This window comes from Enterobacter sp. UCD-UG_FMILLET (assembly GCF_000762975.1).
In the GTDB taxonomy this organism is placed as follows: domain Bacteria; phylum Pseudomonadota; class Gammaproteobacteria; order Enterobacterales; family Enterobacteriaceae; genus Enterobacter; species Enterobacter dykesii.
Genome location: NZ_JRJC01000023.1, coordinates 188,530 through 210,375, shown reverse-complemented (window position 1 = coordinate 210,375; position 21,846 = coordinate 188,530). Strand labels below are relative to the sequence as shown.

Below are 21,846 nucleotides of genomic sequence, written 5' to 3'. Positions count from 1 at the left end.
AGTATAACGGAAAAAAAGCATGTTACAGGTATACCTTGTTCGCCACGGTGAAACGCAGTGGAACGCCGAGCGACGTATTCAAGGCCAGTCAGACAGCCCTCTGACAGAGAAGGGTGTGCAGCAAGCGTGGCAGGTGGCAGAGCGTGCCAGAACGCTGGGCATTACCCACGTGATTACCAGCGATTTAGGTCGCACGCAGCAGACGGCGCGCATCATTGCAGATGCCTGCGGCTGCGATGTGATGCTTGAGCCGCGCCTGCGCGAGCTGGATATGGGCGTGCTGGAAAAACGCCATATCGATACGCTGACGGAAGCGGAGGAGGGCTGGCGCCGCACGCTGGTGAACGGTACCGAAGATGGCCGTATTCCTGAAGGCGAATCCATGCAGGAGCTTAGCGTACGCATGCACGCCGCGCTGGCGGAATGCCTGAAGCTTCCGGCTGGCAGCCGTCCGCTGCTGGTGAGTCACGGGATTGCGTTGGGTTGCCTGGTGAGCACCATTCTGGGGCTACCGGCTTACGCTGAGCGCCGTTTGCGTCTGCGCAACTGCTCGATTTCCCGGATTGATTATCAGGAAAGCGCGTGGCTGGCGTCGGGCTGGGTAGTGGAGATGGCAGGGGACATTTCGCATCTTGATGCCCCTGCGCTTGACGAACTGCAGCGTTAACGACGGATCGGAATCAAGAATTCCATACGCAGATTGATTGGACCTTCTTCCGGTTTGGCATCCTGCGCCGGATAGTAGCGCTCAATGTCCTGACCTTTACGGCGATTCAGATTCAGCATCGGCATGCAGGTTCCGTAAACGGTCAGGATAAACTCCTGAACCCCCGTTCCCAGCCCTTCATACGCGAACATCACGTATTCGCCACCTTCCAGCACGACAGGCTTTGATCCCTGAATGTAGCCATTGGCCATATCGGGCGTCAGCGCGGTGGTGTAGAACACCTCCTGCTCGTCGTCTTTTTCCTGGCTTGGGTGCGTTTCGTTGAGGCCGTACAGGATCGGCGGGATCGTCGGTGCGTGGCTCAGGAAATCGCGCCAGAACTGGACGCGCATCTGATGACGGAACTCTGAAATCTGCTCCAGGGAGCACGAATAGCTCTGCGTCGTGCCGATCAGATGGGTTTCCGGCAGTGTAATAATTTCATACTTCGGCATCGCGAATTCGCCCAGACGCAGCGGCGGACGCATGCCAAACGAGCTCCAGTCAGGCGAGCGGCGATAAAGCGCTGGCGTCAACGAGAACTGTTTTTTAAAGGCGCGGGTGAAGGTCTGCTGGGAATCGAAACGATATTGCAGGGCAATATCCAGAATCGGCCGCGCGGTCAGGCGCAGTGCCACAGCAGATTTTGATAAACGACGTGCGCGAATATAGGCCCCGATAGCATGACCGGTGACATCCTTGAACATCCTTTGCAGATGCCACTTGGAATAGCCTGCTTTAGCCGCCACATTATCCAGTGACAAAGGCTGGTCGAGATGACCTTCCAGCCAGGTGAGCAGGTCGCGAATAATTCCAGCCTGATCCATATACTATCCTCATCCTTAAAACAGCAGGTGCCTGATAACAGGTTAGCGGATAATAGCATTTTTTGATGTTTTAGCATTCAGTGTTTTTTTTGCGCATTCATGCTTTTTAGAGCACATTACAGGCAGATATATTCTAATCCTGTGATCTTGCTACATTTTTGTCTAAAGTGTTGAATAATTGCTCAGTGTAATTTTAAAGAATGGTAACAATATGAAATACAAGACTTTGATCTTCACCGCGTTGATGCTGATGGTCGGGCGCGTGGCGCAGGCAGAACAGATTGGCTCCGTCGATACCGTGTTCAAAATGTTCGGCCCGGACCACAAAATCGTGGTGGAGGCGTTTGACGATCCGGACGTGAAAAACGTCACCTGCTACGTCAGTCGCGCAAAAACGGGCGGTATCAAAGGCGGGCTGGGACTGGCGGAAGATACCTCCGATGCAGCGATTTCTTGTCAGCAGGTGGGGCCAGTTGAGTTGAGCGATAAAATTAAAAACGGCAAAGCGCAGGGCGACGTGGTGTTCCAGAAACGGACCTCGCTGGTGTTTAAAAAGCTGCAGGTGGTGCGTTTCTATGATGCCAAACGCAACACTCTGGCGTACCTGGCCTATTCTGACAAAGTGGTGGAAGGCTCGCCGAAAAACGCGATCAGCGCGGTGCCGATTATGCCGTGGCGGGAATAAAAAAAACGGCGCAAATGCGCCGTTTTTTAATGCGTTAACTGCGGGATTACTCCTGCAGATCGCCGCAGAAACGGTACCCTTCGCCGTGGATCGTGGCGATGATTTCCGGCGTATCTGGCGTAGATTCGAAATGCTTACGAATACGGCGAATGGTCACGTCTACGGTACGGTCGTGCGGTTTCAGCTCACGGCCGGTCATTTTCTTCAGCAGCTCTGCACGGGACTGAATTTTGCCCGGGTTTTCGCAGAAGTGCAGCATCGCGCGGAATTCACTGCGCGGCAGTTTATACTGCTCACCGTTCGGGCTGATCAGCGAACGGCTATTGATATCAAGTTCCCAGCCGTTGAATTTGTAGCTGTCTACGCTACGACGCTCTTCGCTGACCGTACCCAGGTTCATGGTGCGGGACAGCAGGTTGCGTGCACGAATGGTTAACTCGCGAGGGTTGAACGGCTTGGTGATGTAGTCATCCGCACCGATTTCCAGGCCAAGAATTTTATCAACTTCGTTATCACGGCCCGTCAGGAACATTAACGCGACGTTCGCCTGCTCGCGAAGTTCGCGCGCCAGAAGAAGACCGTTTTTGCCCGGCAGGTTAATATCCATGATCACCAGGTTGATATCATTTTCAGAAAGGATCTGATGCATCTCTGCGCCATCGGTCGCTTCAAAGACATCGTAGCCTTCTGCTTCGAAAATGCTCTTTAACGTGTTGCGTGTTACCAACTCGTCTTCAACGATAAGAATGTGCGGGGTCTGCATGTTTGCTACCTAAATTGCCAACTAAATCGAAACAGGAAGTACAAAAGTCCCTGACCTGCCTGATGCATGTCGCAAATTAACATGATCGGCTTAACGTGACTAAAGTACGTAATTGCGTTCTTGATGCACTTTCCATCAACGTCAACAACATCATTAGCTTGGTCTTGGGTACTTTCCCTTTGGACCCGACAGTGTCAAAAACGGCTGTCATCCTAACCATTTTAACAGCAACATAACAGGCTAAGTGACACCAGACACCCAATAAAACTACGCTTCGTTGACATATATCAAGTTCAATTGTAGCACGTTAACAGTTTGATGAAATCATCGTAGCGGAATGCTAGCCTTTGTCACAATTTTTCAATAAACCAACTAGTTGCGGACATTGATTTATAAACGAAGCGAATCCAATCAGAATAGGGTATTCATGACGCCATTATCATTATAAAACATAGGGATAATAGTGTTCTGTTAACATTCTAACTGATTGTTCAGACAAGGAATAGTTTAGCGTTTTTAATTTGTTATGAAACGCTATTTCGGTGATTTGTGTTGCAATTTTGTAAATTCGCGCTGCGTAATATGTTGAAGTGCATCACATTTTTGCCCGCTAACTGATTAAAAAGAGAGCATAAATGCATCTGTCGATTGTACTGGTTGCCCCAGCCAGAGCCGAAAATATAGGCGCTGCCGCGCGCGCCATGAAGACCATGGGATTCACCGATTTACGTATCGTGGACAGCACTGCCCACCTGGAGCCTGCGGCTCGTTGGGTAGCGCACGGTTCGGGCGATATCCTCGATAATATAACGACTTACGCGACGCTTGCTGATGCGTTACACGACGTTTCGTTTACCGTTGCGACCACCGCGCGCAGCCGTGCGAAGTTCCATTACTATGCCACGCCAGCGGAGCTGGTGCCGATGCTGAGCGAGAAAAGCCAGTGGCTGGATAAAGCCGCGCTGGTGTTTGGTCGCGAAGATTCCGGATTAACCAACGAAGAGCTGGAGCTGGCGGATGTTCTTACCGGTGCGCCGATGGTCGCCGATTATCCCTCCCTGAATTTAGGCCAGGCGGTCATGGTCTATTGCTATCAATTAGCCTCCCTAATACAAATCCCTCAACCTCAGGCAGAAGGGGCAAATGAAAATCAGCTGGCTGCGCTGCGCTCTCGCGTTGAGCAACTGTTATCTCAGCTGGGAGTGGCGGATGATCGGAAAATGGCTGACTGGCTGCAGCAGCGTTTGGGGCGTCTTGAGCAGCGGGACACCGCCATGCTGCACCGTTTGCTGCACGATATTGAAAAAAAATTGGCCGAGTAAAATACTGCCATAAGTTTTTACTATGGCGAATAAGTCTGTCTGGATGGGTTGCATCTGGGGGAATCGGATGAAAATAATTCTGCACGCAGCGGGACGTGAGAGTCTTCCGAATTGTGATCAAATTAAAAATTCGTTGACTTAAGGTGCCCGATCCTTTAACCCTAAAAGAATACAGGACAGACAGATAATAATGACAGAGTACACAACATCCATGAAACGCATCAGCATCACCACCATTACTACAACCATCATCATTACCACAGGTAACGATGCGGGCTGACGCGTACAGGAAAAACAAAAAAAGCCCGCACCTGAACAGTGCGGGCTTTTTTTTCGGCTAAAGGAAACGAGGTAGAACCATGCGAGTGTTGAAGTTCGGCGGTACATCAGTGGCAAATGCAGAACGTTTTCTGCGTGTTGCCGATATCCTGGAAAGCAACGCCAGGCAGGGGCAGGTTGCTACCGTGCTCTCTGCCCCGGCAAAAATCACGAACCATCTGGTGGCGATGATTGAAAAAACCATTGGTGGCCAGGATGCACTCCCGAACATCAGCGACGCAGAGCGTATCTTCGCTGACTTGCTGCAAGGGCTGGCAGAGGCGCTGCCTGGCTTCCCGCACGCTCAGCTGAAGTCCTTCGTTGAGCAGGAATTCGCGCAAATCAAACACGTCCTGCACGGCATCAGCCTTCTCGGCCAGTGCCCGGACAGCGTCAACGCGGCGCTGATCTGCCGTGGCGAAAAACTCTCTATCGCCATCATGGCCGGCGTGCTGGAAGCGCGCGGTCATAGCGTGACCGTGATCGATCCCGTTGAAAAACTGCTGGCGGTGGGCCACTACCTCGAATCCACCGTTGATATCGCCGAATCAACCCGCCGTATCGCCGCCAGCAAAATTCCGTCTGACCATATGATCCTGATGGCAGGCTTCACCGCCGGTAACGAGAAGGGCGAACTGGTGGTGCTGGGCCGTAACGGCTCCGACTACTCCGCTGCCGTGCTGGCTGCCTGTTTACGCGCAGACTGTTGTGAGATCTGGACTGACGTCGACGGCGTCTATACCTGCGACCCGCGCCAGGTACCTGACGCCAGGCTGCTGAAGTCGATGTCGTACCAGGAAGCGATGGAGCTTTCCTACTTCGGCGCCAAAGTGCTTCACCCGCGTACCATCTCTCCGATTGCCCAGTTCCAGATCCCTTGCCTGATTAAAAACACCGGTAACCCGCAGGCGCCGGGTACGCTGATTGGCGCGAGTACCGATGAAGATGGTCTGCCGGTGAAAGGTATCTCCAACCTCAACAACATGGCGATGTTCAGCGTCTCCGGTCCGGGGATGAAGGGGATGGTCGGCATGGCGGCGCGCGTCTTTGCCGCTATGTCCCGCAACGGTATCTCGGTGGTGCTGATCACCCAGTCCTCTTCCGAATACAGCATCAGCTTCTGCGTGCCGCAGGCCGACTGCCTGCGCGCCCGCCGCGCGCTGGAGGAAGAGTTCTATCTGGAGCTGAAAGAAGAGCTGCTGGAGCCGCTCGCCATTCAGGAACGCCTGGCGATTATCTCCGTGGTCGGCGACGGTATGCGCACGCTGCGCGGTATCTCCGCCAAGTTCTTTGCCGCGCTGGCGCGCGCCAATATCAACATCGTGGCGATTGCCCAGGGCTCGTCAGAGCGTTCAATTTCTGTTGTCGTGGACAACGATGACGCTACCACCGGCGTACGCGTGGTTCACCAGATGTTGTTCAACACCGATCAGGTTATCGAGCTGTTCCTGATTGGCGTCGGCGGGGTGGGCGGCGCGCTGCTGGAGCAGGTGAAGCGTCAGCAGGAGTGGCTGAAGAAGAAACATATCGATCTGCGCGTCTGCGGAATTGCCAACTCCAGAGCGCTGCTGACTAACGTTCACGGACTGAACCTGGAAAACTGGCAGGCTGAGTTGAAAGAGGCAAAAGAGCCGTTCAACCTGGGCCGCCTGATCCGTCTGGTGAAAGAGTACCACCTGCTCAACCCGGTGATTGTCGACTGTACCTCGAACCAGGCGGTGGCCGACCAGTACGCCGACTTCCTGCGCGAAGGGTTCCACGTGGTGACGCCGAACAAAAAAGCCAACACTTCGTCGATGGATTACTATCACCAGCTGCGTCTGGCGGCGAGCAAGTCGCGCCGCAAGTTCCTGTACGACACCAACGTGGGCGCGGGCCTGCCGGTTATCGAGAACCTGCAGAACCTGCTGAACGCGGGCGATGAACTGCAGCGTTTCTCCGGCATTCTCTCCGGCTCGCTGTCGTTTATCTTCGGCAAGCTGGATGAAGGGATGAGCCTGTCGGACGCGACCCGCGCCGCGCGCGAGCTGGGCTATACCGAGCCGGATCCGCGTGACGATCTCTCCGGTATGGACGTGGCGCGTAAACTATTGATTCTGGCACGTGAAACGGGGCGTGAGCTTGAGCTTTCCGATATCGTGATTGAACCGGTCCTGCCGGCAGAATTTGACAGCAGCGGTGATGTCGCTGCCTTCATGGCAAATTTGCCGCAGCTTGACGATGCTTTTGCCACGCGCGTTGCGAAAGCCCGTGATGAAGGTAAGGTATTGCGCTATGTTGGCAACATTGAAGAAGATGGCGTGTGCCGGGTGAAGATTGCCGAAGTGGATGGCAACGACCCGCTGTACAAAGTTAAAAACGGCGAAAACGCCCTCGCGTTTTACAGCCACTATTATCAGCCATTGCCGCTGGTGCTTCGCGGCTATGGCGCAGGGAACGATGTTACGGCGGCGGGTGTGTTTGCCGATCTGCTGCGTACCCTGTCATGGAAGTTAGGAGTTTAACATGGTCAAAGTTTATGCCCCGGCTTCCAGCGCGAATATGAGCGTCGGATTTGACGTGCTGGGCGCGGCGGTGACGCCGGTGGATGGTTCGCTGCTGGGCGATACTGTTACGGTGGAAGCGGCAGACAGCTTCAGCCTGAATAACGTGGGCCGCTTCGCCAGCAAACTGCCGTCCGACCCGCGCGAGAATATCGTCTATCAGTGCTGGGAACGCTTTTGTCAGGAGATCGGCAAAAACGTGCCGGTTGCCATGACGCTGGAAAAAAGTATGCCGATTGGCTCGGGTCTGGGTTCCAGCGCCTGTTCGGTGGTCGCCGCGCTGGTAGCAATGAACGAGCACTGCGGCAAGCCGCTGAACAACAACCGTCTGCTGGGCTTAATGGGCGAGCTGGAAGGGCGTATCTCCGGCAGCATTCACTATGACAACGTGGCGCCGTGCTTCCTCGGCGGCATGCAGTTGATGATTGAAGAAAATGGCATCATCAGCCAGCAGGTGCCAGGGTTTGATGAGTGGCTGTGGGTGCTGGCCTATCCGGGCATTAAGGTCTCTACCGCGGAAGCGCGTGCGATCCTGCCCGCTCAGTATCGTCGTCAGGATTGCATCGCCCACGGGCGTCATCTGGCGGGCTTTATTCACGCCTGCTACACCCGTCAGCCGCAGCTGGCGGCTAAGCTGATGAAGGACGTCATTGCCGAGCCGTATCGCACTAAGCTGCTGCCCGGCTTTAATGAGGCGCGACAGGCATCCATGGATATCGGCGCGCAGGCGTGCGGCATCTCCGGCTCCGGCCCGACGCTGTTCGCCCTGTGCGACAAGCCTGACACCGCGCAGCGCGTGGCGGACTGGCTCTCTAAACACTACCTGCAAAATCAGGAAGGCTTTGTTCATATTTGCCGTCTGGACACGGCTGGCGCACGAGTACTGGGATAATTAATGAAACTCTATAACCTTAAAGATCATAACGAGCAGGTCAGCTTCGCGCAGGCGGTAACTCAGGGGCTGGGCAAAAACCAGGGGCTGTTTTTCCCGCATGACCTGCCGGAATTTCAGCTGACCGACATCGACGAGCTGCTGAAGCAGGACTTTGTCACCCGCAGCACCAAAATTCTCTCGGCGTTTATTGGCGACGAAATTCCGCAGGAGCTGCTGGAAGAGCGCGTGCGTGCGGCGTTCGCTTTCCCGGCGCCGGTGAAGCAGGTTGAGCCTGACGTTGGCTGCCTGGAGCTGTTCCACGGCCCGACCCTGGCGTTTAAAGACTTCGGTGGCCGCTTTATGGCGCAGATGCTGACCCACATCAGCGGCGACAAACCTGTGACCATCCTGACCGCGACCTCCGGCGATACCGGTGCGGCGGTAGCACATGCCTTCTACGGCCTGAAAAACGTCCGCGTGGTGATCCTCTACCCGAAAGGCAAAATCAGCCCGCTGCAGGAAAAACTGTTCTGTACGCTCGGCGGCAACATTGAAACCGTGGCGATCGACGGCGATTTCGATGCCTGCCAGGCGCTAGTCAAGCAGGCCTTCGACGACGAAGAGCTGAAGGTGGCTCTGGGTCTGAACTCTGCCAACTCAATCAACATCAGCCGTCTGCTGGCGCAGATCTGCTACTACTTCGAAGCGGTGGCGCAACTGCCGCAGGAAGCGCGCAACCAGCTAGTGATCTCCGTGCCAAGCGGTAACTTCGGTGACCTGACGGCGGGCCTGCTGGCGAAATCCCTGGGTCTGCCGGTGAAACGCTTTATCGCGGCGACCAACGCCAATGACACCGTGCCGCGCTTCCTGAAAGACGGAAAGTGGGCGCCAAACGCCACGCAGGCGACGCTCTCCAACGCGATGGATGTGTCACAGCCGAACAACTGGCCGCGCGTGGAAGAGCTGTTCCGCCGTAAGATCTGGCGTCTGGGTGACCTGGGCTACGCCGCGGTGACGGATGAAACGACCAAAGCGACCATGCGCGAGTTGAAGGCGGTGGGGTATACCTCTGAACCGCACGCGGCGATTGCCTACCGCGCGCTGCGCGACCAGCTTAACCCGGGTGAATATGGCCTGTTCCTGGGCACCGCGCATCCGGCGAAATTCAAAGAGAGCGTGGAAGATATTCTGGGCGAAACGCTGCCGCTGCCAAAAGAGCTGGCCGAGCGTGCCGACCTGCCGCTGCTGTCACATGAGCTACCCGCAGATTTTGCCGCGCTGCGTAAGCTGATGATGACCCGCGCGTGATTGTGTTGCCCGGTGGCTGCGACGCTGCCACCGGGCTTTTTTTATGGAGAAATTAAGGAGGAAAATAGCAGGGAAAAAGCAGGAATTCCCAATAAATGCGGTCACTTAGCGTTTAGGATTGCAGAGAATAACATCCCCCGTTCCCCTCGCGTACTCTCCTTACATCGGCCCACGTTGGGCAAAGATAATAAGGAGTCACCGATGTCTACACTGAAACCTGCACTCATCGCGCTTTCTCTGATGCTGGTCGCTCCCATGGCGGTTCAGGCATCTGAAATTACCCTCGTACCTGCGGTAAAACTGCAGATTGGCGACCGGGATAACAACGGGCACTACTGGGACGGCGGCCGCTGGCGCGACCACGACTGGTGGAAGGCGCATTATGACTGGCGTGATAACCACTGGCGTCCACATGACGAGCATCGTAAACACGACGATCGTCACGATGACCATCACCACGATGACCACCGCGACGATCGCGGCCCGGACTGGAAACATCACTAATACAAAACCCCGCCATAAGGCGGGGTTTGTTTTTACTGCTCGTGGCGCTTAAACACCAGCTCACCTTTCCCCGACGACGCCTCGTCAAAGAAATAGCCTTCGCTGTTGAAGGCGGTTAGCTGCTCCGGCTTCGTCAGGCGGTTCTGGATGATGTAGCGGCTCATCAGGCCGCGCGCTTTCTTGGCGTAGAAGCTGATCACTTTAAACTTACCGTTCTTCTCGTCGAGGAATACCGGCTTGATGATTTCGGCATCCAGCTTTTTCGGCTTCACCGACTTGTAGTATTCATCGGATGCCAGGTTAATCACCACGTTATCGCCCTGGGCATGCAGCGCCGCGTTCAGTTTGTCGGTAATGATATCGCCCCAGAAATGGTACAGATCTTTGCCTTTGGCATTTTCCAGGCGAATCCCCATCTCCAGACGATACGGCTGCATCAGATCCAGCGGGCGCAGTACGCCGTAAAGACCCGACAGCATGCGCAGATGCTGCTGGGCAAAATCGAAATCGGCTTCGCTAAAATCTTCCGCCTGCAGGCCGGTATAGACATCACCTTTAAACGCCAGAATCGCCTGGCGAGCGTTCGCCGGGGTGAAATCCGGGTGCCACTCGTGAAAGCGGGTCGCGTTAAGATCGGCCAGCTTGTCGCTGATGCTCATCAGCGAGGCGATTTGCGGCGCAGAGAGCTTACGCGCTTCGCGGATCAGCTGTTGCGAGTAGTCCAGCAGTTCAGGCTGGGTATAGCGCTCGGTGGCGAGCGGGCTCTGGTAGTCGAGCGTTTTTGCAGGTGAAATCAGAATCAGCATATCCAGTCCTTGCAGGAAATTTAGAGCGACTTTAGCAAAAAATCGCTCTGAATTGATCGATAGCTGTTATTGCCGCGGCAAATCATCCCACGTGCCGGGGGCAAGCTGCGCCTTAATATCGGGATAACGGGCGGGATCAAATACCGGCGGAACGCCGAGTTTGCGCTGACGCAGATAGTCTCTGGCAATCAGCGTAACCACGGGCGAGAGCAGCAGGATCGCGGTGAGGTTCGTGATCGCCATCAGCGCCATAATGATATCGGCCAGCTGCCAGACCAGCGGCATACTGAGGAAGGAGCCAGCGACGATCATTAGTATGACCGCGAGCCGCAGGGCTCCGATTGCTCCGCGCGAGTCGAGCTTCAGGAAAATAAGGTTATTTTCGGCGTAGAGGTAATTCACCACAATCGAACTGAAGGCAAACAACACCAGGACGAGCGAGACAAATCCTGCTCCCCAACCGCCGGTCAGGTTCACCAGCGCCTGCTGGAGAAGCTGTATCCCGGCGGTACCAGAAGAATGCGGGACGGGGCCTGCCAGCAGCAAAATCATGGCGCTGGCGGAGCAGATGATAATGGTATCGGTAAAGACGCCAATCATCTGCACAATGCCCTGTGCGGCCGGGTGCGGCGGCCAGGAAGAGGCGGCAGCGGCCGCGTTGGGGGTTGACCCCATTCCGGCTTCATTGGAGAACATGCCCCGCTGAAAACCCGCCATCAGCGCCTGGCTAAAGGTGTAGCCCAGCGCCCCGGAGGCCACCTCGCGCCAGCCAAAAGCGCTTTTGACGATGGTCGCAATCACGCCCGGCACCTGGTCGATATGCAGTGCGGCGACGAACAGGCTCGCGGCAACCCAGAGCAGCGCCATAACGGGAACCAGCCACTGCATCAGGCGGGCAACGCCCCTGAGACCGGCTGAAATGGTGAGCAAAACGACGAGGGCTAAAGCAATACCGGCGACCCACTCCGGGCAGGAGAAGGCATAGCGCAGGGCATTGGCGACAGAATTTGCCTGGACGGTATTAAAAATAAGGCCGTACGCGAGCAGTAAAAAAAGCGAGAACAGAACGCCCATCCAGCGCATCCCTAAGCCACGCGCCATGTACCAGGCAGGACCGCCGCGAAACTGGCCGTTTTTATCTTTCTCTTTATACAGCTGAGCGAGCGAACTTTCGGCAAAGGAGGTGGCCATCCCGAGTAGCGCCGTCACCCACATCCAGAAGACCGCGCCTGGCCCACCGGCGCTGATGGCCAGCGCAACGCCCGCCAGATTTCCGCTGCCGAGGCGTGCCGCCAGGCTGGTACAGAGTGCCTGGAACGACGTTAATCCGCCCGGCTGGGGCGTAACGCTGTTTTTCAGACTTCTGCCAAACTTGCGAATATAACGAAACTGGATAAACCCACTGCGTAGCGTAAACCAAATCCCTGCTCCCAAAAGCAGGTAAATCATTATCGAACCCCAGAGGACTTCGTTAATAAAGAAAAAGAAATCAGGCATTAACGTCCCTCTTGTTGATGCCAATGTGAATATGTAAGCGCTACCACTGATTGGGCATGCTGTTGCTTAGCAGCCTGTTAATCTTCCGAGTTTACCATACTCTACCTAAGCGCACTGTCTGCGGTTGCGCTACCCCTCCGTCGTGTTATCATCAGGGCAGACCGGTTACATCCCCCTAACAAGTAAACCTGTCATTTTTCCGCTGCAGGCATGCTGTCGGTAGCGTGAATTATCCAGGGCACGTTAAAAGAGAAACACTATCATGACGGATAAATTGACCTCCCTTCGTCAGTTCACCACTGTCGTAGCTGACACCGGAGATATCGCGGCAATGAAGCTGTACCAGCCGCAGGATGCCACAACTAACCCTTCTCTGATCCTTAACGCCGCACAGATCCCTGAGTATCGCAAACTGATTGACGACGCAGTGACCTGGGCGAAAGCACAGAGCAACGACCGCGCGCAGCAGGTTGTGGATGCCACCGACAAACTGGCAGTGAACATCGGTCTGGAAATCCTGAAGCTGGTTCCTGGCCGTATCTCTACCGAAGTGGACGCACGTCTCTCCTACGACACCGAAGCGTCTATCGCGAAAGCGAAACGTCTGATCAAAATGTACAACGACGCTGGCATCAGCAACGACCGTATCCTGATCAAACTGGCTTCTACCTGGCAGGGTATCCGCGCGGCAGAGCAGCTGGAAAAAGACGGTATCAACTGTAACCTGACCCTGCTGTTCTCCTTCGCGCAGGCGCGTGCATGTGCAGAAGCAGGCGTATACCTGATTTCTCCGTTCGTGGGCCGTATTCTGGACTGGTACAAAGCCAACACCGATAAGAAAGAGTACGCGCCGGCTGAAGATCCAGGCGTGGTTTCTGTTACTGAAATCTACGAATACTACAAACAGCACGGCTATGAGACCGTGGTTATGGGCGCAAGCTTCCGTAACGTCGGTGAAATCATCGAGCTGGCTGGCTGTGACCGCCTGACCATCGCCCCTGCGCTGCTGAAAGAGCTGGCAGAAAGCGAAGGTACCATCGAGCGTAAGCTGTCTTACACCGGTGAAGTGAAAGCACGCCCAGAGCGCATCACTGAATCCGAGTTCCTGTGGCAGCACAACCAGGATCCAATGGCTGTAGACAAACTGGCGGACGGTATCCGTAAGTTTGCTGTTGACCAGGGCAAACTGGAAAAAATGATCGGCGACCTGCTGTAATCATTCTGCGTGACCGGGCTCCCGGTCACGCGACTGCTTTCGTACCCTGTCTGAATCTCCTCTCTGCGTGTATCATTCCCTTTAATCAGTACTTTTTGAATGGAATGGATATGAATACCTTACGCATCGGCTTAGTGTCGATTTCTGACCGCGCCTCCAGCGGTGTTTACCAGGATAAAGGCATCCCCGCTCTGGAAGAGTGGCTAGGCAGCGCGCTGACCACCCCCTTTGACATTCAGACCCGCCTGATCCCTGACGAACAGCCGATCATCGAGCAGACGCTCTGCGAGCTGGTGGATGAGATGAGCTGCCACCTTGTTCTGACGACGGGCGGAACCGGCCCCGCGCGCCGCGACGTGACGCCGGACGCAACGCTGGCGATTGCCGATCGTGAAATGCCGGGCTTCGGTGAACAGATGCGCCAGATCAGCCTGCACTTTGTCCCGACCGCCATTTTGTCGCGGCAGGTTGGCGTGATCCGCAAACAGGCGTTAATACTTAATCTGCCGGGCCAGCCGAAATCAATTAAAGAGACGCTGGAAGGGCTGAAGGCGGAAGATGGCAGCGTCCTTGTTCACGGCATCTTTGCAAGTGTACCGTATTGTATACAGCTTCTTGACGGTCCGTATGTGGAAACCGATGAGAAAGTGGTAGCAGCTTTTCGTCCGAAAAATGCTCGTCGCGAAATAATCTCCTGAAATTAACCAATATGTGACATTAGCTGAAGCGGCGATAGCGTGGTAAAGCTTTTACGGTATAGTAATTTTTTCTTTACGATTGCTGTAAAAATAAATCCACAACACACGCATAATGGTTCGCTATGTCACATAACACCCGACCTCTGAATCGACAGGACTACAAAACTCTCACGCTCGCGGCCTTAGGCGGCGCGCTGGAGTTTTACGACTTTATCATCTTCGTCTTCTTCGCCGCCGTGGTGGGAGAGCTCTTCTTCCCGGCTGATATCCCGGAATGGCTGCGTCAGGTGCAAACCTTCGGCATTTTTGCCGCCGGGTATCTGGCGCGTCCGCTGGGCGGCATCATCATGGCCCACTTTGGCGATCTGGTCGGCCGTAAGAAGATGTTTACCCTTAGCATCCTGCTGATGGCCGTGCCGACGCTGGCTATTGGTCTGCTGCCCACCTATGCCTCGATGGGCATTCTTGCTCCGTTGCTGCTGTTGCTGATGCGCGTTCTTCAGGGCGCGGCGATTGGCGGTGAAGTGCCGGGCGCGTGGGTGTTTGTCGCGGAGCATGTTCCGGCGCGCCGCATTGGTATCGCCTGCGGAACCTTAACGGCGGGACTGACGGTCGGGATCCTGCTCGGCTCGGTGGTCGCAACCATTGTGAATACCAGCATGACGCAGCAGGCCGTACACGACTGGGGCTGGCGCATTCCGTTCCTGCTGGGCGGGGCGTTTGGTCTGGTGGCGATGTACCTGCGCCGCTGGCTGCAGGAGACGCCAATTTTTCTCGAGATGCAGCAGCGCAAAGCGCTGGCGCAGGAGCTGCCGGTGAAGGCGGTCGTGGTTCGCCATAAAAAAGCGGTAGTGGTGTCGATGCTGCTCACCTGGCTGCTTTCGGCGGGCATTGTGGTGGTGATATTGATGTCCCCGGTGTGGCTGCAAAAGCAGTACGGCTTCGCCCCTGCCGTGACGCTACAGGCGAACAGTATCGCGACAATCATGCTCTGCTTTGGCTGTCTTGCCGCCGGGCTGGCGGCTGATCGTTTCGGCGCCAGCGTTACCTTTATCGTCGGCAGCCTGCTACTGGCCGCATCAAGCTGGGCGTTTTATCATCTGGCAGGCAGCCATCCTGAACAGCTGTTTCTGCTATACGGCACGGTAGGGCTGTGCGTGGGCGTTGTCGGGGCCGTACCGTACGTGATGGTCCGCGCGTTCCCACCGGAGGTACGCTTCACCGGGATCTCATTTTCCTACAACGTGTCGTATGCCATTTTCGGTGGGCTGACGCCGATTGCGGTGACGGTGCTGATGGGCGTGTCGCCGATGGCGCCAGCCTGGTATGTACTCGCGCTTTCGTTGATGGGGCTGGGATTAGGGATTTGGCTGGGGCAGATGAAGGGATGTCGTGCCCGCGATGCGGACACGACAGAGGGATCAGTGTTTTTCACCAATCGGTAGAATGGTGCGGTCAAACTGCTCGTTCAGCACTTCACCCATTGCCAGGTAGATAGCGCTTGCGCCGCAAACCAGACCAATCCAGCCTGCAACATGAACGATGCCTTCGTTATCCACCAGGTGACCGATCGCCAGCAGGGCGAACAGCACGGTCAGGCTCAGGAAAACGAACTGCAGCATGCGGTTACCTTTCAGGGTACCGAAGAACATGAACAGGGTGAATACGCCCCACAGGCCCAGGTAGACGCCCAGGAAGTGGGCGTTTGCCGCGTCCGCCATGCCCATTTTAGGCAGCAGCAGAATGGCAACCAGGGTCAGCCAGAAAGAACCGTAAGAGGTGAAGGCGGTTAAGCCGAAGGTATTGCCTTTCTTATATTCCAGCAGGCCCGCGAAGATTTGCGCGATACCGCCGTAAAAAATGCCCATCGCCAGGATGATGCCATCCATCGGGAACATCCCGATATTGTGCAGGTTCAGCAGGATAGTGGTCATGCCAAAACCCATCAGGCCCAGCGGAGCCGGATTAGCCAACTTAGTGTTGCCCATAAGTCCTCAAAAAAATCATCATTAATATGGTGAAATGGTTAAACCCGCGTCAATACTCCCTGACGGGGCGCGGCATCATAATGGGCGCTATCGATGGCGTCTATGATCTCATCAGGGTGAAATTAAAATTTTTTTTATGCTTGCCCCTTGATGGATGCCGTCGCGACCCCATCTTGTAGTCAACCGCAGTGTGTGGACCTGAAAAAAATCAAATCTGGGCAGTTGAAAAAGCACGTTCTGCCCTTATTACAGGTACACAACCACATGTTGACTGAATTTTTAGTGGAGACGTTTAGATGGGTAAAATTATTGGTATCGACCTGGGTACTACCAACTCTTGTGTAGCGATTATGGATGGCACTACTGCACGCGTGCTGGAGAACGCCGAGGGCGATCGCACCACGCCTTCTATCATTGCTTATACCCAGGATGGTGAAACTCTGGTTGGTCAGCCGGCTAAACGTCAGGCAGTGACAAACCCGCAAAACACCCTGTTTGCGATTAAACGCCTGATCGGTCGCCGCTTCCAGGACGAAGAAGTTCAGCGTGACGTTTCCATCATGCCTTACAAAATCATCGCGGCAGATAACGGCGATGCATGGCTTGATGTGAAAGGCACCAAAACTGCACCACCGCAAATTTCTGCTGAAGTGCTGAAAAAAATGAAGAAAACCGCTGAAGATTACCTGGGTGAACCGGTAACTGAAGCTGTTATCACCGTTCCTGCATACTTCAACGATGCTCAGCGTCAGGCAACCAAAGATGCTGGCCGTATCGCAGGTCTGGAAGTAAAACGTATCATCAACGAACCAACCGCTGCTGCACTGGCTTACGGTCTGGATAAAGAAGTTGGCAACCGTACTATCGCGGTTTACGACCTGGGTGGTGGTACCTTCGATATCTCTATTATCGAAATCGACGAAGTTGACGGCGAAAAAACCTTCGAAGTTCTGGCAACCAACGGTGATACCCACCTGGGTGGTGAAGACTTCGATACCCGTCTGATCAACTACCTCGTTGACGAGTTCAAGAAAGATCAGGGCATTGACCTGCGTAACGACCCGCTGGCCATGCAGCGCCTGAAAGAAGCCGCTGAGAAAGCGAAGATCGAGCTGTCTTCCGCTCAGCAGACCGACGTGAACCTGCCGTACATCACTGCAGACGCGACCGGTCCAAAACACATGAACATCAAAGTGACCCGTGCGAAACTGGAAAGCCTGGTAGAAGACCTGGTGAACCGTTCAATCGAGCCGCTGAAAGTTGCCCTGCAGGACGCTGGCCTGTCCGTATCCGATATCCAGGACGTTATCCTGGTGGGTGGTCAGACGCGTATGCCAATGGTTCAGAAGAAAGTGGCTGAGTTCTTTGGTAAAGAGCCACGTAAAGACGTTAACCCGGACGAAGCGGTCGCAATCGGTGCTGCGGTTCAGGGCGGCGTACTGACCGGTGAAGTTAAAGACGTACTGCTGCTGGACGTTACCCCGCTGTCTCTGGGTATCGAAACCATGGGCGGTGTGATGACTGCGCTCATCAACAAAAACACCACCATCCCAACGAAACACAGCCAGGTGTTCTCTACCGCTGAAGACAACCAGTCTGCGGTAACCATCCATGTGATTCAGGGTGAGCGTAAGCGTGCGGCGGATAACAAATCTCTGGGTCAGTTCAACCTGGACGGTATTAACCCGGCACCGCGCGGCATGCCGCAGATCGAAGTGACCTTTGACATCGATGCTGACGGTATCCTGCACGTGTCCGCGAAAGACAAAAACAGCGGTAAAGAGCAGAAGATCACCATCAAGGCATCTTCTGGCCTGAACGAAGCGGAAATCGAAAAAATGGTTCGCGATGCCGAAGCTAACGCGGAATCCGACCGTAAGTTCGAAGAGCTGGTTCAGACCCGTAACCAGGGTGACCATCTGCTGCACAGCACCCGTAAGCAGGTTGAAGAAGCAGGCGATAAACTGCCAGCGGAAGACAAGACTGCTATCGAAGCTGCACTGAGTGCGCTGGAATCCTCACTGAAAGGTGAAGACAAAGCGGACATCGAAGCGAAGATGCAGGAACTGGCGCAGGCTTCTCAGAAGCTGATGGAAATCGCTCAGCAGCAGCACGCTCAACAGCAGGCGGGCGCTGACGCTTCAGCGAACAACGCGAAAGACGACGACGTTGTCGACGCTGAGTTCGAAGAAGTCAAAGATAAAAAATAATCGCCCTGATGCAGGGTAATTAATCGGCACGGGCGTAGGAGAACTCTCCACGCCCGTGCTCGCATGTTAAGGGGCTTAAAAAAACCAATGGCAAAGCAAGACTATTACGAGATTTTAGGCGTTCCGAAAACTGCGGAAGAGCGTGAAATCAAAAAGGCGTACAAGCGCCTGGCCATGAAATTCCACCCGGACCGTAACCAGGGTGACAAAGAGGCTGAAGCCAAATTTAAAGAGATCAAAGAAGCCTACGAAGTCCTGACCGATGCACAAAAACGTGCGGCCTATGACCAGTACGGTCACGCAGCCTTTGAACAGGGCGGCATGGGCGGCGGTGGATTCGGCGGCGGCGGCTTTGGCGGCGGCGCTGACTTCAGCGATATCTTTGGCGATGTATTTGGCGACATCTTCGGCGGCGGCCGTGGTCGTCAGCGCGCGGCGCGCGGCGCGGACCTGCGCTACAACATGGAGCTGACGCTGGAAGAGGCCGTTCGCGGTGTCACCAAAGAGATCCGTATTCCGACGCTGGAAGAGTGTGACGTCTGCCACGGCAGCGGCGCGAAAGCGGGTACGCAGCCTCAGACCTGTCCAACCTGTCACGGCTCTGGCCAGGTACAGATGCGTCAGGGCTTCTTCGCGGTACAGCAGGCCTGTCCTCACTGTCACGGTCGCGGCACGCTGATTAAAGATCCGTGCACCAAATGCCACGGGCACGGTCGCGTTGAGAAAACCAAAACTCTGTCCGTTAAGATCCCGGCTGGCGTCGATACGGGCGACCGCATCCGTCTGGCAGGTGAGGGCGAAGCAGGCGAGCACGGCGCACCGGCGGGCGATCTGTACGTTCAGGTTCAGGTCAAGCAGCACGCCATCTTCGAGCGTGAAGGTAATAACCTGTACTGCGAAGTGCCGATCAACTTCGCGATGGCGGCACTCGGTGGTGAAATCGAAGTGCCTACGCTGGACGGTCGCGTGAACCTGAAGGTACCGGGCGAAACCCAGACCGGCAAGCTGTTCCGCATGCGTGGAAAAGGCGTCAAATCCGTTCGCGGTGGCGCCCAGGGCGACCTGCTGTGCCGCGTCGTCGTGGAAACGCCGGTTGGCCTGAACGACAAGCAGAAACAGCTGCTGAAAGAGCTGCAGGAGAGCTTTGGCGGCCCAACGGGTGAGAAAAACAGCCCGCGTTCCAAAAGCTTCTTCGATGGCGTCAAAAAATTCTTCGATGATTTGACCCGCTAATTCGTTAGCTGGTTTTCATCTTCTCAAAGCCCGGAAGCGATTCCGGGCTTTTTTATTTGCGCGTATAGCTCGGTTAAACTGAATCTATACTCAATATTAATCTGTTTTTGCCGAGCTATTTGGCTTGGTATTATGGTTTTATCGAGGTATTGTTGTAAAAGAGAGAACTTAAATGAAATTACTACACCGTTTCTTTAGCAGTGAGGCGTCCGGTGGCGTGATCCTGATTATTGCCGCAGCGGCCGCGATGGTGCTGGCTAACCTTGGCATCACGCAGGATCTCTACCATGCATTTCTGGAAACGCCCGTTGAGCTAAAGGTCGGGGCGCTGGAAATTAACAAGAACATGCTGCTGTGGATCAACGATGCGCTAATGGCGGTGTTCTTCCTGCTGGTGGGGCTTGAGGTTAAGCGTGAGCTTGTTTTGGGCTCGCTTGCCAGCCGCCAGCGCGCGGCGTTTCCTGTGATCGCAGCCATCGGCGGAATGGTCGTTCCGGCGTTGCTCTTCCTGGCGTTCACCTGGCAGGATCCTGTTGCACGTGACGGCTGGGCGATCCCGGCCGCGACGGATATCGCCTTTGCCCTCGGGGTGCTGGCATTGCTGGGTAGCCGCGTGCCGGTGGCCCTGAAAATCTTCCTGATGGCGCTGGCGATCATCGATGACCTGGGCGCCATTGTGATTATCGCGCTGTTCTACACCAGCGATCTGTCGATCCTGTCCCTGAGCGTCGCCGCCGGGGCGATTGTGGTGCTGGCGCTGCTGAACATCTTTAATGTGCGCCGCATCGGTATCTACATCCTTGTGGGGATGGTGCTGTGGACGGCGGTGCTGAAATCCGGCGTCCACGCCACGCTGGCAGGCGTGATTGTCGGCTTCTTCGTGCCGCTTAAGCCGCAGGACGGCAAGTCACCTGCCAAACAGCTGGAGCATGTGCTACACCCGTGGGTTGCCTTTATGATCCTGCCGCTGTTTGCGTTTGCCAACGCGGGCGTTTCCCTTGGCGGGGTGACGCTGGACGGGCTGACGTCCGTGCTGCCGCTGGGCATTATTGCCGGGCTGTTTATCGGCAAGCCGCTGGGTATTAGCCTCTTCTGCTGGCTGGCGACGAAGCTGAAGCTGGCGTCATTGCCGCACGGCACAACCTTTGGTCAAATTATGGCCGTCGGCGTGCTGTGTGGAATCGGGTTTACGATGTCGATCTTTATCTCGACGCTGGCGTTTGGTGCGCATGCGCCTGAGCTTATCGTCTGGGCTAAACTCGGCATTCTCATCGGGTCATTACTGGCCGCGGTAATCGGTTATACCTTGTTGAAGGTGAAGCTGTCCGTACAGGCCGTCCGGGCATAACGGAACACCGGGAGGAGGCGTTCCTCCTCCCGATACACACTCAGGGAGAGAAGATGCGATGTCTCATTTAAATTACAACCATCTGTACTACTTCTGGCACGTCTACAAACAGGGCTCGGTAGTGGGGGCGGCAGAGGCGCTCTACCTGACGCCGCAAACCATCACCGGGCAAATCAAGGCCCTGGAAGAGCGTCTGCAGGGCAAGCTGTTCAAGCGTAAGGGACGTGGGATTGAACCCAGCGAACTGGGTGAGCTGGTTTTCCGCTATGCGGACAAAATGTTCACCCTGAGCCAGGAGATGCTGGATATCGTCAACTACCGCAAAGAGTCGAACCTGCTCTTTGACGTGGGCGTGGCGGATGCGCTGTCCAAGCGGCTGGTGAGCGGCGTGCTGGATGCGGCGGTAGTCGAAGACGAGCAAATCCACCTGCGCTGCTTTGAATCCACCCACGAGATGCTGCTGGAACAGCTGAGCCAGCACAAGCTGGACATGATTATCTCGGACTGCCCGATTGACTCCACCCAGCAGGAAGGGCTGTTCTCGGTGAAGATTGGCGAATGCGGCGTGAGCTTCTGGTGCATTAACCCGCCGCCGGAGAAACCGTTCCCCGCGTGCCTTGAAGAACGTCGCCTGCTGGTGCCTGGAAGGCGTTCCATGCTCGGACGCAAGCTGCTGAACTGGTTTAACTCGCAGGGGCTAAAGGTAGAAATCCTCGGTGAGTTCGACGATGCGGCGCTGATGAAAGCTTTTGGCGAAGCGCATAATGCGATCTTCGTTGCGCCGACGCTGTACGCGCACGATCTCTATTCGGACGACAAGATTACGGAGATAGGCAGAGTGGATAACGTGATGGAGGAGTACCACGCCATTTTTGCCGAAAGGATGATTCAGCATCCGGCGGTGCAGCGAATCTGCAATCGTGACTACTCGGCGCTGTTTACGCCACCGGCAATCTGAAGGCATAAAAAAACCCGCGTTAAGCGGGTTCTTTAAACAAGC

At 55.4% G+C, this 21,846-nt stretch carries 21 protein-coding genes and 1 other annotated feature; of the genes, 16 read left to right on the top strand and 5 right to left on the bottom strand.

Going from position 1 to position 21,846, the window contains the following annotated elements:
- The first annotated feature begins 19 nt into the window (after window positions 1-19).
- Window positions 20-667 carry a 2,3-diphosphoglycerate-dependent phosphoglycerate mutase GpmB gene (gene gpmB, locus LA04_RS11185; protein ID WP_023310332.1) on the top strand — a complete coding sequence of 216 codons (648 nt, stop codon included), beginning with the start codon at window positions 20-22 and terminating at the stop codon, window positions 665-667.
- Here gpmB and robA read toward each other — a convergent pair.
- On the bottom strand, window positions 664-1,533 hold the full coding sequence (gene robA / locus LA04_RS11180) for an MDR efflux pump AcrAB transcriptional activator RobA (RefSeq protein WP_047651588.1): 870 nt from the start codon (window positions 1,531-1,533) through the stop codon (window positions 664-666). The two genes, gpmB and robA, sit on opposite strands and share 4 nt — an antisense overlap.
- 211 nt (window positions 1,534-1,744) lie before the next feature.
- Between robA and creA the strand changes: the two genes are divergently transcribed.
- A complete protein-coding gene (gene creA / locus LA04_RS11175) occupies window positions 1,745-2,218 on the top strand; it encodes a protein CreA (RefSeq protein ID WP_032660778.1) in 474 nt (157 codons plus the stop codon).
- A gap of 46 nt (window positions 2,219-2,264) precedes the next feature.
- Here creA and arcA read toward each other — a convergent pair whose 3' ends face one another.
- The gene (gene arcA / locus LA04_RS11170) at window positions 2,265-2,981 is read right to left on the bottom strand and encodes a two-component system response regulator ArcA (RefSeq protein ID WP_003856501.1); all 717 of its coding nucleotides are present in this window, start codon (window positions 2,979-2,981) and stop codon (window positions 2,265-2,267) included.
- A gap of 95 nt (window positions 2,982-3,076) precedes the next feature.
- Between arcA and yjjY the strand changes: the two genes are divergently transcribed.
- The 7 genes from yjjY to LA04_RS11145 all read left to right on the top strand — a co-directional run bounded on the left by yjjY (window position 3,077) and on the right by LA04_RS11145 (window position 9,850).
- Window positions 3,077-3,217, top strand: coding sequence for a protein YjjY (yjjY, locus tag LA04_RS24405; RefSeq protein ID WP_085928893.1), 141 nt, complete (start codon window positions 3,077-3,079; stop codon window positions 3,215-3,217).
- Window positions 3,218-3,616: 399 nt separating this feature from the next.
- Window positions 3,617-4,303, top strand: a complete 687-nt coding sequence (locus LA04_RS11165; RefSeq protein ID WP_047651586.1) for a tRNA/rRNA methyltransferase — start codon at window positions 3,617-3,619, stop codon at window positions 4,301-4,303.
- A 211-nt stretch (window positions 4,304-4,514) separates the two neighbouring features.
- Window positions 4,515-4,583 (top strand): thr operon leader peptide, encoded by a 69-nt coding sequence (gene thrL / locus LA04_RS23525; protein WP_015572623.1) that lies wholly within the window; start codon window positions 4,515-4,517, stop codon window positions 4,581-4,583.
- Window positions 4,522-4,638: a sequence feature (Thr leader region), on the top strand. (Overlaps the previous gene by 62 nt.)
- Before the next feature lie 24 nt (window positions 4,639-4,662).
- On the top strand, window positions 4,663-7,125 hold the full coding sequence (gene thrA, locus LA04_RS11160) for a bifunctional aspartate kinase/homoserine dehydrogenase I (RefSeq protein WP_047651583.1): 2,463 nt from the start codon (window positions 4,663-4,665) through the stop codon (window positions 7,123-7,125).
- A gap of 1 nt (window position 7,126) precedes the next feature.
- Window positions 7,127-8,056 (top strand): homoserine kinase, encoded by a 930-nt coding sequence (gene thrB / locus LA04_RS11155; RefSeq protein WP_023310337.1) that lies wholly within the window; start codon window positions 7,127-7,129, stop codon window positions 8,054-8,056.
- 3 nt (window positions 8,057-8,059) lie between these two features.
- A complete protein-coding gene (gene thrC / locus LA04_RS11150) occupies window positions 8,060-9,346 on the top strand; it encodes a threonine synthase (RefSeq protein ID WP_047651582.1) in 1,287 nt (428 codons plus the stop codon).
- A 201-nt stretch (window positions 9,347-9,547) separates the two neighbouring features.
- Window positions 9,548-9,850 (top strand): DUF2502 domain-containing protein, encoded by a 303-nt coding sequence (locus LA04_RS11145; protein WP_047651581.1) that lies wholly within the window; start codon window positions 9,548-9,550, stop codon window positions 9,848-9,850.
- 32 nt (window positions 9,851-9,882) lie between these two features.
- Here LA04_RS11145 and yaaA read toward each other — a convergent pair whose 3' ends face one another.
- The gene (yaaA, locus tag LA04_RS11140) at window positions 9,883-10,656 is read right to left on the bottom strand and encodes a peroxide stress protein YaaA (protein WP_023310340.1); all 774 of its coding nucleotides are present in this window, start codon (window positions 10,654-10,656) and stop codon (window positions 9,883-9,885) included.
- Window positions 10,657-10,722: 66 nt separating this feature from the next.
- The gene (locus tag LA04_RS11135; RefSeq protein WP_047651580.1) at window positions 10,723-12,153 is read right to left on the bottom strand and encodes an alanine/glycine:cation symporter family protein; all 1,431 of its coding nucleotides are present in this window, start codon (window positions 12,151-12,153) and stop codon (window positions 10,723-10,725) included.
- 262 nt (window positions 12,154-12,415) lie between these two features.
- On the opposite strand from LA04_RS11135, the gene tal reads away from it, so the two are divergent.
- The 3 genes from tal (at window position 12,416) to LA04_RS11120 (ending at window position 15,512) form a co-directional block, all read left to right on the top strand.
- Complete coding sequence (gene tal / locus LA04_RS11130; RefSeq protein WP_023310342.1) at window positions 12,416-13,369, top strand: transaldolase; 954 nt, start codon at window positions 12,416-12,418, stop codon at window positions 13,367-13,369.
- A 110-nt stretch (window positions 13,370-13,479) separates the two neighbouring features.
- Complete coding sequence (gene mog / locus LA04_RS11125) at window positions 13,480-14,067, top strand: molybdopterin adenylyltransferase (protein ID WP_029740861.1); 588 nt, start codon at window positions 13,480-13,482, stop codon at window positions 14,065-14,067.
- A 122-nt stretch (window positions 14,068-14,189) separates the two neighbouring features.
- Entirely contained in the window at window positions 14,190-15,512 is a 1,323-nt protein-coding gene (locus tag LA04_RS11120; protein ID WP_047651579.1) for an MFS transporter, read from the top strand.
- On the opposite strand, the gene satP is transcribed toward LA04_RS11120, so the two are convergent.
- Window positions 15,489-16,055, bottom strand: a complete 567-nt coding sequence (gene satP / locus LA04_RS11115) for an acetate uptake transporter (protein ID WP_023334461.1) — start codon at window positions 16,053-16,055, stop codon at window positions 15,489-15,491. The two genes, LA04_RS11120 and satP, sit on opposite strands and share 24 nt — an antisense overlap.
- Before the next feature lie 296 nt (window positions 16,056-16,351).
- On the opposite strand from satP, the gene dnaK reads away from it, so the two are divergent.
- The 4 genes from dnaK to nhaR all read left to right on the top strand — a co-directional run bounded on the left by dnaK (window position 16,352) and on the right by nhaR (window position 21,804).
- Window positions 16,352-18,265, top strand: a complete 1,914-nt coding sequence (gene dnaK, locus LA04_RS11105) for a molecular chaperone DnaK (RefSeq protein ID WP_023310346.1) — start codon at window positions 16,352-16,354, stop codon at window positions 18,263-18,265.
- 87 nt (window positions 18,266-18,352) lie between these two features.
- Window positions 18,353-19,498 carry a molecular chaperone DnaJ gene (gene dnaJ, locus LA04_RS11100; protein ID WP_023310347.1) on the top strand — a complete coding sequence of 382 codons (1,146 nt, stop codon included), beginning with the start codon at window positions 18,353-18,355 and terminating at the stop codon, window positions 19,496-19,498.
- 172 nt (window positions 19,499-19,670) lie between these two features.
- Complete coding sequence (gene nhaA / locus LA04_RS11095; protein ID WP_047651577.1) at window positions 19,671-20,846, top strand: Na+/H+ antiporter NhaA; 1,176 nt, start codon at window positions 19,671-19,673, stop codon at window positions 20,844-20,846.
- Window positions 20,847-20,904: 58 nt separating this feature from the next.
- A complete protein-coding gene (nhaR, locus tag LA04_RS11090) occupies window positions 20,905-21,804 on the top strand; it encodes a transcriptional activator NhaR (RefSeq protein WP_032660752.1) in 900 nt (299 codons plus the stop codon).
- Window positions 21,805-21,846 lie beyond the last annotated feature (42 nt).

Excerpts from the sequence above, each read along its gene's own strand:
- nhaR (WP_032660752.1), top strand. The coding sequence starts at position 20,905 with ATGTCTCATTTAAATTACAACCATCTGTACTACTTCTGGCACGTCTAC.
- tal (WP_023310342.1), top strand. The coding sequence starts at position 12,416 with ATGACGGATAAATTGACCTCCCTTCGTCAGTTCACCACTGTCGTAGCT.
- LA04_RS11135 (WP_047651580.1), bottom strand. The coding sequence starts at position 12,153 with ATGCCTGATTTCTTTTTCTTTATTAACGAAGTCCTCTGGGGTTCGATA.
- thrB (WP_023310337.1), top strand. The coding sequence starts at position 7,127 with ATGGTCAAAGTTTATGCCCCGGCTTCCAGCGCGAATATGAGCGTCGGA.
- robA (WP_047651588.1), bottom strand. The coding sequence starts at position 1,533 with ATGGATCAGGCTGGAATTATTCGCGACCTGCTCACCTGGCTGGAAGGT.
- LA04_RS11120 (WP_047651579.1), top strand. The coding sequence starts at position 14,190 with ATGTCACATAACACCCGACCTCTGAATCGACAGGACTACAAAACTCTC.
- LA04_RS11165 (WP_047651586.1), top strand. The coding sequence starts at position 3,617 with ATGCATCTGTCGATTGTACTGGTTGCCCCAGCCAGAGCCGAAAATATA.
- arcA (WP_003856501.1), bottom strand. The coding sequence starts at position 2,981 with ATGCAGACCCCGCACATTCTTATCGTTGAAGACGAGTTGGTAACACGC.
- gpmB (WP_023310332.1), top strand. The coding sequence starts at position 20 with ATGTTACAGGTATACCTTGTTCGCCACGGTGAAACGCAGTGGAACGCC.
- dnaJ (WP_023310347.1), top strand. The coding sequence starts at position 18,353 with ATGGCAAAGCAAGACTATTACGAGATTTTAGGCGTTCCGAAAACTGCG.
- mog (WP_029740861.1), top strand. The coding sequence starts at position 13,480 with ATGAATACCTTACGCATCGGCTTAGTGTCGATTTCTGACCGCGCCTCC.
- thrC (WP_047651582.1), top strand. The coding sequence starts at position 8,060 with ATGAAACTCTATAACCTTAAAGATCATAACGAGCAGGTCAGCTTCGCG.
- dnaK (WP_023310346.1), top strand. The coding sequence starts at position 16,352 with ATGGGTAAAATTATTGGTATCGACCTGGGTACTACCAACTCTTGTGTA.
- nhaA (WP_047651577.1), top strand. The coding sequence starts at position 19,671 with ATGAAATTACTACACCGTTTCTTTAGCAGTGAGGCGTCCGGTGGCGTG.
- LA04_RS11145 (WP_047651581.1), top strand. The coding sequence starts at position 9,548 with ATGTCTACACTGAAACCTGCACTCATCGCGCTTTCTCTGATGCTGGTC.
- yaaA (WP_023310340.1), bottom strand. The coding sequence starts at position 10,656 with ATGCTGATTCTGATTTCACCTGCAAAAACGCTCGACTACCAGAGCCCG.
- satP (WP_023334461.1), bottom strand. The coding sequence starts at position 16,055 with ATGGGCAACACTAAGTTGGCTAATCCGGCTCCGCTGGGCCTGATGGGT.
- creA (WP_032660778.1), top strand. The coding sequence starts at position 1,745 with ATGAAATACAAGACTTTGATCTTCACCGCGTTGATGCTGATGGTCGGG.
- thrA (WP_047651583.1), top strand. The coding sequence starts at position 4,663 with ATGCGAGTGTTGAAGTTCGGCGGTACATCAGTGGCAAATGCAGAACGT.